13 protein-coding genes are annotated in these 13665 nt (G+C 73.0%); 3 read left to right on the top strand and 10 right to left on the bottom strand.

Annotation, left to right across the window (positions count from 1 at the left end):
• Window positions 1-163 precede the first annotated feature (163 nt).
• Window positions 164-1393, top strand: a complete 1230-nt coding sequence (locus tag ACFWRO_RS05650; RefSeq protein ID WP_384504694.1) for an IS701 family transposase — start codon at window positions 164-166, stop codon at window positions 1391-1393.
• On the opposite strand, the gene ACFWRO_RS05645 is transcribed toward ACFWRO_RS05650, so the two are convergent.
• The 8 genes from ACFWRO_RS05645 to ACFWRO_RS05610 form a co-directional block, all read right to left on the bottom strand.
• On the bottom strand, window positions 1354-3327 hold the full coding sequence (locus ACFWRO_RS05645) for a GAF domain-containing protein (RefSeq protein WP_384504691.1): 1974 nt from the start codon (window positions 3325-3327) through the stop codon (window positions 1354-1356). The genes ACFWRO_RS05650 and ACFWRO_RS05645 overlap by 40 nt on opposite strands.
• An 86-nt stretch (window positions 3328-3413) precedes the next feature.
• Window positions 3414-4211, bottom strand: a complete 798-nt coding sequence (locus ACFWRO_RS05640; RefSeq protein ID WP_384504688.1) for a BTAD domain-containing putative transcriptional regulator — start codon at window positions 4209-4211, stop codon at window positions 3414-3416.
• A gap of 145 nt (window positions 4212-4356) precedes the next feature.
• On the bottom strand, window positions 4357-4803 hold the full coding sequence (locus ACFWRO_RS05635) for a DMT family transporter (protein WP_384504686.1): 447 nt from the start codon (window positions 4801-4803) through the stop codon (window positions 4357-4359).
• 3 nt (window positions 4804-4806) lie between these two features.
• Complete coding sequence (locus ACFWRO_RS05630) at window positions 4807-5298, bottom strand: DMT family transporter (RefSeq protein ID WP_384504683.1); 492 nt, start codon at window positions 5296-5298, stop codon at window positions 4807-4809.
• A gap of 93 nt (window positions 5299-5391) precedes the next feature.
• Entirely contained in the window at window positions 5392-5745 is a 354-nt protein-coding gene (crcB, locus tag ACFWRO_RS05625; RefSeq protein WP_384504680.1) for a fluoride efflux transporter CrcB, read from the bottom strand.
• Window positions 5742-6164 (bottom strand): fluoride efflux transporter CrcB, encoded by a 423-nt coding sequence (gene crcB, locus ACFWRO_RS05620; RefSeq protein WP_384504677.1) that lies wholly within the window; start codon window positions 6162-6164, stop codon window positions 5742-5744. The genes crcB (ACFWRO_RS05625) and crcB (ACFWRO_RS05620) overlap by 4 nt, the downstream gene beginning before the upstream one ends.
• A 206-nt stretch (window positions 6165-6370) precedes the next feature.
• Entirely contained in the window at window positions 6371-6838 is a 468-nt protein-coding gene (locus ACFWRO_RS05615) for a DUF1772 domain-containing protein (protein ID WP_384504675.1), read from the bottom strand.
• 89 nt (window positions 6839-6927) lie between these two features.
• Complete coding sequence (locus tag ACFWRO_RS05610; RefSeq protein WP_384504671.1) at window positions 6928-8532, bottom strand: von Willebrand factor type A domain-containing protein; 1605 nt, start codon at window positions 8530-8532, stop codon at window positions 6928-6930.
• A 240-nt stretch (window positions 8533-8772) separates the two neighbouring features.
• Between ACFWRO_RS05610 and ACFWRO_RS05605 the strand changes: the two genes are divergently transcribed.
• A complete protein-coding gene (locus ACFWRO_RS05605) occupies window positions 8773-9459 on the top strand; it encodes a DNA-binding response regulator (protein ID WP_384504669.1) in 687 nt (228 codons plus the stop codon).
• Window positions 9460-9474: 15 nt separating this feature from the next.
• Here ACFWRO_RS05605 and ACFWRO_RS05600 read toward each other — a convergent pair whose 3' ends face one another.
• Together ACFWRO_RS05600 and ACFWRO_RS05595 are read right to left on the bottom strand one after the other, a co-directional pair.
• The gene (locus tag ACFWRO_RS05600) at window positions 9475-10356 is read right to left on the bottom strand and encodes an ABC transporter permease (protein ID WP_384504666.1); all 882 of its coding nucleotides are present in this window, start codon (window positions 10354-10356) and stop codon (window positions 9475-9477) included.
• Window positions 10353-13019 (bottom strand): alpha/beta fold hydrolase, encoded by a 2667-nt coding sequence (locus ACFWRO_RS05595; protein WP_384504664.1) that lies wholly within the window; start codon window positions 13017-13019, stop codon window positions 10353-10355. The genes ACFWRO_RS05600 and ACFWRO_RS05595 overlap by 4 nt, the downstream gene beginning before the upstream one ends.
• Before the next feature lie 132 nt (window positions 13020-13151).
• Here ACFWRO_RS05595 and ACFWRO_RS05590 point away from each other — a divergent pair, with 132 nt between their 5' ends.
• On the top strand, window positions 13152-13577 hold the full coding sequence (locus tag ACFWRO_RS05590) for a GNAT family N-acetyltransferase (protein WP_384504661.1): 426 nt from the start codon (window positions 13152-13154) through the stop codon (window positions 13575-13577).
• The last annotated feature ends 88 nt before the right edge of the window (window positions 13578-13665 follow it).

The following is a 13665-nucleotide window of genomic DNA, read 5'->3' as shown; positions in this document are numbered from 1 at the left end:
TGCGGGGCGCGGTGGCCGGTTCCGTACCGGATGCCCGGTTCACCAGTGGTCCAGGGACCACGACGGACGGCAGGTGGGTGCCGTGGACACCTCGTCCGCGGCACCCGCCCGGAGCGATCGTGGAGGTGCATCGAAGCAGGCCACCCCCCATGGTTGGAGTGTCGTGAACACAGCAGTCATCAGACGACGGGACTCGGTCCGACCCCTGTCGGTGCCGCGCCAGGGCCGGCGTTCCGTCGAGCCCGCCGTGTCCGACGACACCGTCTCCGAACTCTGCGCGACCCTGTTCTCCTCCTTCCCCAGGAAGGACCAGCGGCAGCGCGGAGAGCAGTACCTGCGTGGGCTGCTCACCACCGAAGGACGCAAGACCGCCCGGAACATCGCCGCCCATCTGGGCGCGCCCGCCACGGAACAGACCCTGCATCACTTCATCGCCGACTCCACCTGGAGCTGGCGCCCGCTGCGGGCCGCGCTCGCCGCCCACCTGGAGCGGAAGGCGGCCCCGCAGGCCTGGGTCGTACGGCAGATGTCGGTGCCGAAGACCGGTGACCACTCCGTCGGTGTCGACCGGGGGTTCGCCCCGCACGTACGGCAGTCGTTCCGGGGCCAGCAGTCCGCCGGTGTGTGGCTCGCCTCGCAGGAGCTGAGCGCTCCCGTCGACTGGCGCCTGGTCCTGCCCGACCAGTGGGTCCACGACCACGCGCTGCGCGACCGGGCGGGCGTGCCCCCGGAGGCGGGCGCGGAGAGCCCGGAGGAGTGCGCCGTCGCCGTCGCCCTGGAGGCGGGCCGGCACTGGGGGCCGCGCCGGCCGGTCCTGATCGACCTGCGGGGCGGTGACGCGCCGGCGGCCGTGGCCCCGCTGGCCGCGGCCCGGGTGCCTTTCCTCGTCCGGATCAGCGGCTCGCAGCGGCTGTCGGTCGCGGACCGCGCGATGCCCGGCTTCCGGAGCGGTCCGCTGCCCGCGCAGCAGATCCTCCAGCTGGTCAAGGGCGTGCGGCGGCCGGTGCCGTGGCAGGACGCGGCCGCCGGGCTCGCCCCGCGGATGTCGCTCGCCGCGATGGTGCCGGTGGTCCTCTCGGGCCGTTCCGCCGCGCCGCTCGGGCTCTCCCTGCTCGGCGAGTGGAGCGACCCGTCGCGTCCGCCGTCCGCGCTGTGGCTCACCGGGATGACGCAGCCGGGCCCCGGCCCGCTGCTGCGCCTGACCAAGCTCACCCGCCGGGTGGAGGCGGACTACGCGCGCGTGGGCGAGGAGACCGGGCTGCGGGACTACGTGGGCCGGTCCTTCCCCGGCTGGCACCGCCACATGACCCTGGCCTCCGCAGCGCACGCGGCCGTGGTGCTGTCCCGCGTCGGCTACGACACGGGCCGGCCGGCGGAGCTCGCCTCGGCGTGAGGGGCCGTGTCGTCCCGGCGCTGCCGGCGCAGGACCTCGCGTGAGCGGTGGAGCCTCAGGGCGAGCTGCACCTCCAGGGTCCTGTCCGGCCGCTGCCAGGCGTCGCCGAGCAGGTCGGTGATCCGGTCGAGGCGGCGCGACACCGTGTTGGGGTGGACCTTGAGGACGTCGGCGGCGTGGGCCTGGCTGCCGCCGGAGGCGAAGTACGACTCCAGGGTGCCGATGAGGTCGGTCAGCCGGTCGCGGTCGTAGTCGAGGACCGGGCCGATCGCGGATGTGATGTAGCCGTCGACGTCGTGGTCGTCGGAGAGGAGCAGGCCGAGGAAGCCGAGGTCCTTCGCCGAGGCCGTGCTGCCCGTGCCGTCCAGGGCGGTCAGCGCGTCCAGGCAGCGCATCGCCTCCCGGTGCATCCGGCCGATGTCGGCCGCGCCCCGGCCCGGTCCCGCCGCGCCCACCGACACCGGGTGGCCGAGCAGCGGTGACAGCTGGTCGGCGACCGCGCGGGCCGCGGCGGAGGCGTCGGTGCCCGGCAGGAGCAGCACGATGTGGCCGCTGTGGACCGTCTTGAGCCCGGTCATCCGGTGCGCGTACGAGGAGGCCCACACCACGGCGCGGCCCTGCTCGCCGCCCTCGGGGTGGGCGACGAGCAGCACGTGAGGGGTCTCCAGGTCGATCCCCAGGCCGCGGGCCCGCTGCACGAGGTAGTGCGTCTGGTGCCCGCTGCGGGCGTGGGTGGCGAGGAGTTCGTCGAAGAGGTCGTCACGCACGGGCCCCTCGGCGACGGCCGTGCTGCGTCTGAGCAGGAGCTGGATCGCGAAGGTCTGCGCGGTCAGCTGGAGCAGGCCCTCGTCCTCGCCGACGAGCGCCGTGGTCGGGCGGAGCACCAGGACCCCCAGGTCCTCGGCGCCCGCGGTGACCGGGGCGACCCAGGTGCCTCCGGCGGTGACGACGGGGCGCAGATGGGCGTGGGCGTCGAGGGCCGCCTCGGCGACGGCGGGCTCGTCCAGTTCGCCGAGGTCGCCGCTGGCGGCGAGCGGCCGGCCCGCCGGGTCGCGCAGTTGCAGCGCCGAGTCGAGGGCGTCGCCCGCGGCCTTCGCGACGGTGGTCAGGTCGGCGCCCGCGAGGACCAGGCCGAGGGTGTGGCTGTGCGCCTCGTTGAGCTGCTGGAGCCGGACCAGGCTCGTCCGCGTACGGAAGCCGTCCCGTTCGAGCCGGCCGACCTCGCCCTGCGCCTGCTCGATGCTGCCCGCCCGTTCGAGGGCGATGGCGGCGAGCGCGGCGAGCGAGGAGACCAGGCCTATCTCGTCGGGGCTGAAGTGGCGTACGGAGCGGTTGCCTCCGTAGAGCACGCCGATGGTCTGGTCGCCGTTGCACATCGGTACGGCCATCAGCGCGTGCAGGCCCTCGGCCCGGACGACGTCGTCGGCGCTCGGGTCGTGCTCGACCGTGTCGTCGTCCAGGTAGTCGGCCGTCCACAGCGGCGCCCTGGACAGCAGGCTCCGGTGGCCGAGACCGTACCCGGCGGGCACGGAGTGGCCGGTGACGAGCGCGGTGGTCGAGCCGTTGGAGGCGGCCACCCGCAGGCTGCCCTCCGGGTCCAGGACGGCGATGGACGTCATGTCGAAGTTGAGCAGCCGCTTGACCCGGCGGCTGACCACCTCGAGCAGGGACTCGACGTCATGGGGTGACGTCAGGTCCCGTGCCGTGTCGACCAGATCGGCCAGGCCGTCCTCGCGCTGGCGGCGCTGCCCCTGCCAGGCCTGCACCCCCCGGGCCAGGTGCACGGCCCGCTCCAGGCGTACCAGGTCCTGGCCGGGGGCGCCCTCGCGGCGGGCGCGCTGCAGGAGCGCGTCGAACCGCCCCGCCGGTGCCTGCTCGGCCAGGAGTTCGAGGACGGCCATCAGGCCGGTGTCATGGATCTGTGGATCCGTCATGGTTGCGAGCCCCCAGCCCGTCGTACACGTTTCGCCCGCTATCGGTCCGATATCGGTCCGAAACTAGTTCGACGGTGATCTTGCGGTCAACCAGCGACGGGAAGGGGGTGACGGGTGGTGCGCACGTGACGCAAGGAGTGCAGTACGGGCCCGATCCGGAACGCCGGCGCCTGCTCGTACGACCGCCCCGCGAACCCCTGCGCCCCTCCCCGCTCCAACTCCGCGACCAGCGCCGCGTACTGCGGCGGCGAGCTGCGGAAGCGGGACAGGAACACGGACAGGCCCGAGTAGAGCTCGTGCCGCCGGCCGAGCCTGCGCTGCGCCTCGACCCACAGGTCGAGGGCGCGCAGCCGGGAGAGTTCGAGGCGGGCGCCGTGCGCCCTCAGGTGCGGTCCGGCGACCACCCCGGTGTACGCGTCGGCGGTCCACAGCTCCAGCGCCTCGCCGAGCCGTTCGGCGGCCGTCCGGTAGTCCTCCAGCTCCATGGCCCGGTATCCGGCGCCGACCGCGCGCTGGAACATCCGGACGTCGGAGCTGCCGCCCCCGGTGCCGAGCAGGTAGCCGCCGGACAGCGAGACCACGACGTCGCGCGCGGTCCTGGGTCCGGGCGTGCCCGACCCTGTGGCCGCCCCCTCCTCCTCACGGCCGAGGTCAAGCGCGTCGTCGACGAGCTCCCTGAGCTGGCGGACGTGGGTCTCGATCACGTCCTGCGCGTGCCGCGGCGCACCGTCGGGCCAGAGCTCCTGGGTCAGGACGGCCGTCGGCACGATCCGGTCGGCGTGCGCCGCGAGCAGTGCGAGCAGCTGACGGGCTGGTGCCGCCGTCGGAACGATCGGAGTCCCCCTCTCCTGGACAGCGAGCAAGCCCAGCACCTTCAGATCCATAGCGCCCCCTCCATGGTTCACGTACTGCCACCATAAGATAATAATGACCACTTCGTTTTTGGAGGAGTGCATATCTTGACGGCAAGGAAACATTTGCCGGTCAAGATCGGGCAGGAACGGTCAGCTACCAGGGGGTAACGGTGGGTCAGCCCTTCCCGGCGGAGGGCTTCTTCCGGGCGGCGGCGATCCGGGGCAGCGCGAGGCCGGCCAGGACGAGGCCGACGCCGGCTAGCCGGAGGGCGCTCGGCAGCGAACGCTCCTCGACACAGTCGATCGTGACGGCGGAGAGCACCTGGCCGCTGATGACGAGCAGCGAGGCGTTGAGGGCGCCCAGGCGCGGGAACACATAGCTGTTGACGGCCACGAAGAGCGCGCCGAACGCGCCGCCGAGATAGGCCGCGACCGGCACGGAGCCCGACCCGGCCCAGCCGTACAGGCCGAAGAGCACCCCCGTCAGCAGGACGAACCCGACGACGTGGTTCCAGACCGACGCCCGGAACGGGCCGATGCGGGTGGCGAGTTGCCCGTTGACCGCCCGGCTCGTGCCGATCAGCGCGCCGTTGAGCAGCGCGAGCACGACGTAGAAGGTCATGGCTCAGGCACCGCCGGCCACGATCAGGACGCTGCCCGCCAGGACGAGCCCGGCGACCGTCAGATCCATCCGGGTGATCCGCCGCCGGGGTATCCGCAGCAGGCCGAAGCGGTCCGAGGCGAGCCCGAAGACGATCTGCCCGGTGAGCATCAGCGCGATCGTGCCGGAGAGCCCCAGGCTGCTGTTGACGGTGACGGCCGACAGGACGACCACGAACGCCCCGGGGATCCCGCCGAGATAGAACCAGAGCGGCGCCTTCGAGTCCTGGGCGAGGGGGTCATGGCTCAGGGGGTCGCGGCGGCTTCGTAGTACCCGGGACGTCAGCGCCACGAGCAGCAGCGCCACCACGGCGCCGGTGCCGTGCGCGACCCACGAGGCGTACACCGCGGTCGTGTGCGCCGCCAACTCCCCGTTGAACCGGGTCATCAGGGTGAGCAGGACACCGCCGGCGAGCGCGAGCAGCCAGTCGGAGGCCCGGGTGACACGGGCCGTCATGTCGAGCTCATGTGCGGTTTCCGCCCCTCGGAGGCTCGTCCGGCCGGGCGTCCCGGCCGCGGTGGGAGCACTGTGCCACCGCGGAGCGGCGCCTCACCAGGCCGCCGCGATCTCCACACCGAGCCATACGGCCCCGAGCCCGGCGGCCAGACTCCCCACCACGTTCGCCGCCGCGTACCCCTTCGCCCCGTCCTCGTACAGCTTCCAAGTCTCGTACGAGAACGTGGAGTACGTCGTCAGAGCGCCGCACAGGCCGGCGCCAAGGAGGAGTTGCGCCCGGGCGGAGGAGACCCCGGTGAGCAGGCCGAGGACGAGTGAGCCGACGACGTTGACGGCGAACGTGCCCCAGGGGAAGGCGGAGCCGTACCGGGACTTGAACGCCCGGTCGGCGAGGTGGCGCAGGGGCGCGCCGACGGCCGCGCCGAGGACGACGAGCAGCCAGTTCACGGGCGCTTCTCCCGGTCGGTGTGCCGGAGGGCGGTACGGGTCGCTACGGTCGCGGCCCATACGGCGGCCAGGGCCGCGACCGCCGTCCCGCCCAGGTACGCCACGCCGCGGGCCGTCTCGCCGGCGCTCAACAACCGCTGGGTGTCGAGGGCGTACGTGGAGAAGGTGGTGAAGCCGCCGAGGATGCCCGTGCCGAGGAAGGGCCGCAGGAGCGGCGGGGGCGCGGTGGCTGTCTCGGTGAGCAGGACCATCAGGACCCCGATCACGGCGCAGCCGACGGCGTTCACGCTGAACGTGGTCCAGGGGAACGCGCCGGCCGGGGTGGGCCAGGCGAGCGCGGCGCCGTAGCGGGCGGTCGCGCCGAGGGCCCCGCCGGCGGCCACGGCGCCGACGACCGGCAGCTGTCCGCGGAAGTCCATGGGGCCAGGCTATGCGTCCGGGCGAAGCGAGCGGGCGAAGCATGCGAGGCGGACAGGCACGGCTCCTGGCCTGGGGCATTTAACCAGGAGCCGGCCCGGCCGCCTCGTTCTGAGATGGTCGGCCCGGGCCCCAGGCCGGTCAAACACCGGGCGCGGAGTGTGTCAGGTCAGTGCGCCAGGTCGGTCTGTCAGGTCGGTCCGTCAGTTCAGTTCAGCGCGGCCGCGATCAGCAGCCCGAACGCGGCGACGATGAGCACCGTACGGATCAGGTGAAGGTTGTTCCAGCGCTTCTCGAAGGCCGCCCGCACGGCTGACGGGGACTCACCCGTCCGCTCCGAGGCGGCCAGCGCGTTGTTGAGCGGGATGTTCCCCGCGGCCGTCACCACGTGGTTCAGGACCGCGCAGACAAGGCCGGCCAGGATCAGCCACTTCTGGGTGTCGGAGCGCCCGTCGATCGGCACGAAGAACGCGGCGACCGGGAAGGCCACGACCCCCAGGAACACCACGATGAACACCGCCTTCGGCACGTACTCGTTGATCCGCCGCATGGCGTCGACGAACGCCCCGTCGTCGAGCCGCGCCAGGGCGGGCATGATCCCGGTCAGGAAGATCAGCATGAACCCGGCGTACAGACCGGTGGAGGCGATCGCGAGGGCGAGCAGCGTGGTGGCCATGCGCCCATCATGACGCGCCCGCGACCCTCGCGCAGCGCCTGTGGACAAGCACCTGTGCACAATCCACGATCAGCCGCGGCCGGCCACCGTCAGCCGCTGTACGGATCACCCGGTTCCGCTCCGCCCGTGCCCCGATCGGCCTCGGGCCCCCGCAGCGCGGCCGCCTTCCGGATCGCCTCCGTCAGCTCCCTGACCACCTTGGAACCCGACCGGTCGGCGATCCCCTGCGCGTGCTCCGCGAGCTGAGTGAGGGCCGGCGCGCCCGGCAGGGCGCCGCCCCGCAGCCGGTCGGCGAAGTAGGCGCTGACGGCGGTCAGTTGCAGGCTGTCGTGGCCCGGCGCCCAGAGCGCGGGGGCGAGCGCCCCGGTCCCCACGCTGCCGGAGGCCTCGCGGGGCGCGCGGCTCTTCGGGTCCAGCCAGCGGACCGTGGCCGTGGCCAGCGGACCGCTCCGGCCCGGCCGGGTCTTCACGGTGTACAGCGCGGTGACGGTGTGGCCCGCGCCGACCTCGCCGCCGTCGACCCGGTCGTTACGGAAGTCCTCGTCGGCCACCTCACGGTTCTCGTAGCCGATGAGCCGGAACCGCTCCACGGTCTTCGGGTCGAAGGCGACCTGCGCCTTGGCGTCCCGGGCGCGCAGCTCGACATGGGTGGGCAACTGGTCCACGAACACCTTGCGGGCCTGTTCGGGGGTGGAGACGTACGTGGTGTGCCCGTCGCCCTTGTCGGCGAGCTGCTCCATGAACGCGTCGCCGTAGTCGCTGCCGACGCCGACCCCGAAGAGCGTGATGCCGTACTCCCTGCGCTCCTCCTCGATCCGGTTGAGGATCGACTGCGCGTCGGTGTCGCCGGTGTTCGCGAGGGCGTCGGAGAGCAGGACGACACGGTTGGTGGCGCCCTTGCGGTGGCCCTCGACGGCGACGTCGTAGCCGGTGCGCACGCCCGCCTCCACATTGGTGGAGGAGGTGGTCCGCAGTTCGTCGACGATGCCGTGGATGCGCTCGCGCTGTCCCTTGACCCGGGTCATGGGGAGCCGGGTCTCGGCCTCGTCGCTGAAGGTGACCAGGGCGACGGAGTCGTCGTCGCGCAGCTCGTCGGTGAGGATGCCGAGGGACTCCTTGACCAGGTCGAGGCGGCCGGTCTCGGCCATCGAGCCGGAGATGTCGACGACGAAGGTGAGGGCGGCGGGCGGCCGTTCGCCCTGCCGGTCCGCCGGCGCGGTGGCGAGCCCGACCCGGACGACCGACCAGCCGTCCTCGCCGGTCCGGGCGCCGTCGACGGTCACGCCGAAGCCGTCGCCCTTCGGCCGCGGGTAGTCCGGGCGGAAGCTGTTGACGAACTCCTCGGGCCGCACGGACGCCGGGTCCGGCAGCCGGCCCGCTTCGAGGGTGCGCAGGGCGTAGCCGTACGAGGCGGTGTCGACGTCCAGGGCGAAGGTGGAGAGGTAGTCGGCGGGCGGCCGGGCGTCCCGCTGCTCGCCCTCGGGGGCGACGCCGTCCTTGTCCGTACCGCCGCTGCCCGTGCCGCTGCCGCCGGTGACCGTGCCGCCCGCGTCGGGGCGGGCCGCGCCGGGCGCGCGGTTGCCGCCGTCGGCGGCCGTCGACCGCTTGGTGTTCCCGTTGCCCGCGCAGCCGGTCAGGACGAGTCCCACCGCCAGGATCCCGGCCGCCGTGCGCGCCCAGTCGTGTCGCCTCATGCCATCTCCCCCTCAAGGTCCGTCACTTGTGAATGTGACGTCCGAGGAGGGCGGAAGGAGCAGACGAGGGAGTTGCGGATGGATCTCAATGCGGCAACGGCGCCCCGGGCACTCTCCCGTGGCATGGACTCGCCAGCTTCCTCAACAGGGGTTGTCACCGTACGCAGTCGCGTGCGTACATGGAGTGGCACACCGATCGGGCGGGGGTGGTCAGCGGTGGGTGAGACTGCGGGATCCGTGATGCTCGCGCGATCGGCGATGAACAGGGCCGTGCCGGAGGCCCAGCGGCCGCCGGGCCGTCCCGTGCGCGGTGCGCGGCGGATCGGCGCGGCGCTGGCCGCGCTGGCCTCCTCCACGCGCCACGAGTTGCTGACCTTCGACGACCCGGCCGCCTCCGTGGGCCGTGCGATCCCCGAGCCGTTCCTGGAGTTGGCGGGAGCGTGCATGCGGGCCGCGGCGGAGCGAGCCCCGGAGGTCAGACGGATCGTGCCCCGCCACGCCCTCCCCCAGGTGGCGGGCGCGGTCCGGATGCCGGGGCGGGCGCGGCTCGCGGACACGATCCCGTTCAAGATGATCGTCGTCGACCGCACGGTCGCGGCCGTGCCGCTCGATCTCGACCTGCTCTACAACGGGCTGCTGCTGATCCGCGATCCGGTCGTCGTGCAGGCCCTGGTCCGCGCCCACCACGCCAGTTGGGACGCGGGCGAGGAGCTGACCGCCGCGACGACCCCGAGGGCCGGGCTCCCCCCACAGCTCCGCCCGGTCCTCGAAGCCCTCCTCGCCGGACTCACCGACGAGACCGCGGCCGCCCGCCTCGGCATGTCGGGGCGGACGTACAGCCGCCGGGTCGGCGAGCTGATGCACGCCCTGGGCACGACGAGCCGCTTCCGCGCGGGCGCGGAAGCGGCTCGAAGGGGATGGCTGTGACCAGGAGGACGGCCGCTACGAAACGATGTCCTTACGGGCGAAGCCCCGGAAGGCGAGTGCGAAGAGGATCACCGCGTATGTCACCGAGATCGCCGTCCCCTTCACCATCCCGCCCCACTCCAGCTGCGGCTGGAGCGCGTCCACCCAGGCGTACTGCCAGTGCGCGGGCACGAAGTCGCGCCAGGAGCCGAGGGCCGTGACGGCGTCCAGGACGTTGCCGATGATCGTCAGACCGACCGCGCCGCCGACGGCGCCCAGCGGCGCGTCGGTGCGGGTGGACAGCCAGAACGCGAGCCCGGCCGTGACCAGTTGGGAGACGAAGATGAAGGCGACGGCCAGCGCGAGCCTGGCCAGGGTCTCGTCGGCGGGCAGGGCCCCGCCGGTGGGCAGCTTCAGCGGCCCCCAGCCGTAGGCGAACGTGCCCGCGACCAGGGCCACCAGCGGCAGCAGCACCAGCGCCGCCGCGCTGAAGCCGAGCGCGACCGCCAGCTTGGACCAGAGCAGCCTGCCCCGGGGCACGGGTGCCGCGAGGAGGTAGCGCAGCGAGGACCAGCTCGCCTCGGAGGCGACGGTGTCCCCGCAGAACAGCGCGACCGTCACCACGAGGAGGAAGCCTGCCGAGACGAAGAGACAGGTCGCCGCGAAGTTCGCCGCCGACGCCGTCGCCGTGTCCATCAGCGTGATCCGGCCGTTGCCGCCGTCGCCGTCCTGTTCCCCGCCGATCGCGAAGGCGACGATCAGGATGAACGGCAGGGCGGCGAGCACCGCGCCCATGACCAGGGTGCGGCGCCGCTTCAGCTGCCGTACGGCCTCGACGCGCAGGGGCAGGGTGCGCCCCGCCCGGTAGCCGGGGGCGGTCTCCACGAGCTCAGCCGGTTCCGCGGTGGTCGTGCTCATGCGGATCCTCCTCCGATCAGGGTCAGGAACGCGTCCTCGAGGCGCCGGTGCGGTCCCACACCGGTCACGGGCACGTCCAGGCGGACGAGTTCGCCGATCAGGCCCGTGGCGTCGCCGCCGTCGAGCCGGACGAGCAGCCCGCCCTCGGTCCGTACCGCCGAGCCGACGCCCGGCAGCGCGCCGATCTTGTCGACGAGCGGATCGGGGACGGTGTCGCCGAGGGTCACCAGCAGGGTGTCGCCCGCGCCGGTGATCTCGCCGACCGGACCGGCCTGCACGAGCTGCCCGCGGTCCATCACCACGAGATGGGTGCAGGACTGCTCGACCTCCGAGAGGAGGTGGCTGGAGACGATGACGGTCCGGCCACCGGCCGCGTACCGGATCATCACGTCCCGCATCTCGCGGATCTGTGGCGGGTCGAGGCCGTTCGTCGGCTCGTCGAGGATCAGCAGATCCGGCATGCCGAGCATGGCCTGGGCGATCGCGAGGCGCTGCCGCATGCCCTGCGAGTACGTCCGTACGGCCCGGGCGAGGGCGTCGCCGAGGCCGGCGATCTCCAGGGCCTCCTCGATGTGCGCGTCCTCGGCGGGCCGGCCTGTGGCCTTCCAGTACAGCTCCAGGTTGTCCCGCCCGGAGAGGTGCGGCAGGAACCCGGCGCCCTCGACGAAGGCGCCGACCCGGGAGAGAACCGGGGCGCCGGGGCGGATGGCCTGCCCGAAGACCCGGATCTCCCCGTCGTCGGGGGTGATGAGCCCCATGAGCATGCGCAGCGTGGTCGTCTTCCCCGCGCCGTTGGGCCCGAGCAGCCCGAGGACCTGCCCCTGTTCGACCCGGAAGGAGAGATCCCGTACGGCATAGCGGTCGGACGACTTGGCGTACTTCTTCGCGAGCCCCGTGATCTGCAGCGGTACGGAGGCGAGTTCGGGATCCGGCGCGGGCGCCGCGACCCGGCGCCGACCGATCAGGAGCAGCGCGGCGGCGATCAGCGCGCCCGCGAGCGGCAGCCCCCACACCCACCAGGGCAGCGCGGCCGCCTGGGTGGACACGGCGGGCGCGGTCGGCACGGTCAGCGGCGACTCGACGGCGGCGGTGTACGTGGCCGGGGCGGCCGGCGAGGCGTAGCCGAGGTCCGTGGCGGAGAGCACGAGCCGCAGCCGGTGACCGGCCTCGACCTCGTGGTCGATCGCGGGCAGCGTCAGCTCGACGCTCTTGCCGCCCTTGCCCGCGCCCTCGACGCGGACGGGGGCGACGAGCTGCGCGGGCAGCACCTGCTGCCTGCCGTCCGGCCCGACGTCGTAGACCTTGCCGAAGAGGACGGCGGAGCCGTCCGGGCTGTCCGAGGTGACCTTGACGCGGACGGTCGGCGTGCCCGTGATCCGTACCGGCTCGGTCTGCGGCTTCGCGTCGAACCGGGCGTACTGCCCGGGGAAGTCGAGGGAGAGCCCGACGCCGAACGAGGAGAGCTGGGAGAGTCCGCCGCCGATGCCGGGAACGGCGGAGATGGCGGGCGGGCTGGCTCCGGCGGGGTTGGCGAAGGACTGCGGCCGGGCGTCGTCGAGCGGGACGGACAGCGTCCCACCCACGAGCCCCGGGTAGCGGTCGGCGGTGGCGCCGCGCAGCTGCGCCTGCCCGTCGGTGGAGTCGACCCCTCCGGCCCGGCTGACGCGGAACGCGGGCCCGGTGCCGGCGCCCTCGTCCTGCTTCAGGTACCGGTCGAACCAGTCGCCGATCCGCGCCTCGACCCGCTCGGTCTCGCGGTCGCCGCCGTCGTGCCCACCGGAGATCCAGTCGACGGCGACGGGCGCGCCGTTGCCGCCGATCGCCTTGGCCATGGCGTCGGAGTGCGTGAGCGGGAAGAGGGAGTCGCTCTGGCCCTGGACGATGAGGGTGGGAACCTTGATCCGATCGCCGACGGCGGAGGGACTACGGTCTTCGAGAAGGGACCGGGCGGCGGCGTCGGGCGCACCCGAGACGGCAACACGCTCGTACATCCGGCACAGCTCATCACTGAACCGCCCGCAAGCGCCGTTCCCGCTCTCCTTCTCTCCACCGGCCTCTCCATCGGCGCCGGCGGAGAAGAAGATCCCGGCCCAGAGCTTCTTGAAGACACCGTTGGGGAAGAGGGCGTCGGCGAGGTTCCAGTACGTGATCTGGGGGGCGATCGCGTCGACGCGGGTGTCGTACCCGGCGGCGAGCAGCGAGACCGCGCCGCCGTAGGAGGCGCCGGTGACGCCGACGCGCGGGTCTCCGGCCTTGTCGAGCTGGACCTCGGAGCGCTTGGCGAGCCAGTCGATCAGCCGCTGGACGTCCTTGACCTCGTGGGCGGGGTCGTTGAGGCCGATCTGCCCGGTGGAGGCGCCGAAACCGCGCGCCGACCAGGTCAGGACGGCGTAGCCGTCGCGGGCGAGCTGTTCGGCCTGGGCGCGGACGTCGTCCTTGGAGCCGCCGAACCCGTGCCCGAGCAGCACGGCGGGCCTGCGCTCGGAGGCGGCGCCGGAGGTGAAGTAGGAGGTGTCGATCCGCGCCCCGGGCATGTCGAGCAGCTGGTCCGCGCGGTGCACGGGCGGTGGTTCGTCGGAGGCGACGGCGGTCCAGGTACCGGCGCCCGCGAGCACGGCGAGGGCGGCCGTGACCGCGGCCCACCGGGGAAGTCGGAATGGCATGGTGTCGAGCGTATGCGGGCCGCCTGTGCGACTCGGCTGCCCCGGGGCGGAAATCGGCGGCCTCCTGGAGTCGTACGCCGTACCGTCCCGTACACCAGACGCGGTATACGCGGCACGAGGCGAAGGTGCGGGATGGAGATCAGACGGGCGACGACGGTGGCGGAGCTGATGGCGGCGGGCCACCTCTACGACACCCCGCCGAGGACGAGCTGGGCGGAGGCGTTCCTGGCGGCGCCCGGCCATCTGATGCTGATCGCGTACGCGGAGGACGGCTTCCCGGCGGGCATGGTCTCCGGGATCGAGATGCTGCACCCGGACAAGGGGGTGGAGCTGTGCCTGTACGAGCTGTCGGTGGACGAGGCGTACCGGCGGAGGGGCGTGGGGCGGGCGCTGACGGAGGCGCTGGTGGCGGAGGGGCGGGAGCGGGGCTGTTACGACGTGTGGGTGGGGGTGGACCCGGACAACGAGGCGGCGTTGCGGACGTACCGGGCGGCGGGGGCACGGGACGAGGGCGGGTTCAGGATGCTGACCTGGGAGTTCGAGGTGAAGGACCGGTGAGGGGAAGGACGGCACTCTTGTACGCCCCATGACAACGCGAGACTCTGTGGCGCACCACGCACCCCGTACTTGCCGGTAACCCGGACAA

The sequence above is a fragment of the Streptomyces sp. NPDC058579 genome (assembly GCF_042718575.1).
GTDB lineage: Bacteria > Actinomycetota > Actinomycetes > Streptomycetales > Streptomycetaceae > Streptomyces.
Note: the sequence above shows the minus strand (reverse complement) of the source record. Positions and strands in the feature narration are given on the sequence as shown.

Bases quoted from the DNA above. Each gene is read 5' to 3' on its own strand.
- ACFWRO_RS05645 (WP_384504691.1), bottom strand. From the start codon at position 3,327: ATGACGGATCCACAGATCCATGACACCGGCCTGATGGCCGTCCTCGAA.
- ACFWRO_RS05640 (WP_384504688.1), bottom strand. From the start codon at position 4,211: ATGGATCTGAAGGTGCTGGGCTTGCTCGCTGTCCAGGAGAGGGGGACT.
- ACFWRO_RS05635 (WP_384504686.1), bottom strand. From the start codon at position 4,803: ATGACCTTCTACGTCGTGCTCGCGCTGCTCAACGGCGCGCTGATCGGC.
- ACFWRO_RS05630 (WP_384504683.1), bottom strand. From the start codon at position 5,298: ATGACGGCCCGTGTCACCCGGGCCTCCGACTGGCTGCTCGCGCTCGCC.
- crcB (WP_384504677.1), bottom strand. From the start codon at position 6,164: ATGGACTTCCGCGGACAGCTGCCGGTCGTCGGCGCCGTGGCCGCCGGC.
- ACFWRO_RS05615 (WP_384504675.1), bottom strand. From the start codon at position 6,838: ATGGCCACCACGCTGCTCGCCCTCGCGATCGCCTCCACCGGTCTGTAC.
- ACFWRO_RS05610 (WP_384504671.1), bottom strand. From the start codon at position 8,532: ATGAGGCGACACGACTGGGCGCGCACGGCGGCCGGGATCCTGGCGGTG.
- ACFWRO_RS05605 (WP_384504669.1), top strand. From the start codon at position 8,773: ATGCTCGCGCGATCGGCGATGAACAGGGCCGTGCCGGAGGCCCAGCGG.
- ACFWRO_RS05600 (WP_384504666.1), bottom strand. From the start codon at position 10,356: ATGAGCACGACCACCGCGGAACCGGCTGAGCTCGTGGAGACCGCCCCC.
- ACFWRO_RS05595 (WP_384504664.1), bottom strand. From the start codon at position 13,019: ATGCCATTCCGACTTCCCCGGTGGGCCGCGGTCACGGCCGCCCTCGCC.
- ACFWRO_RS05590 (WP_384504661.1), top strand. From the start codon at position 13,152: ATGGAGATCAGACGGGCGACGACGGTGGCGGAGCTGATGGCGGCGGGC.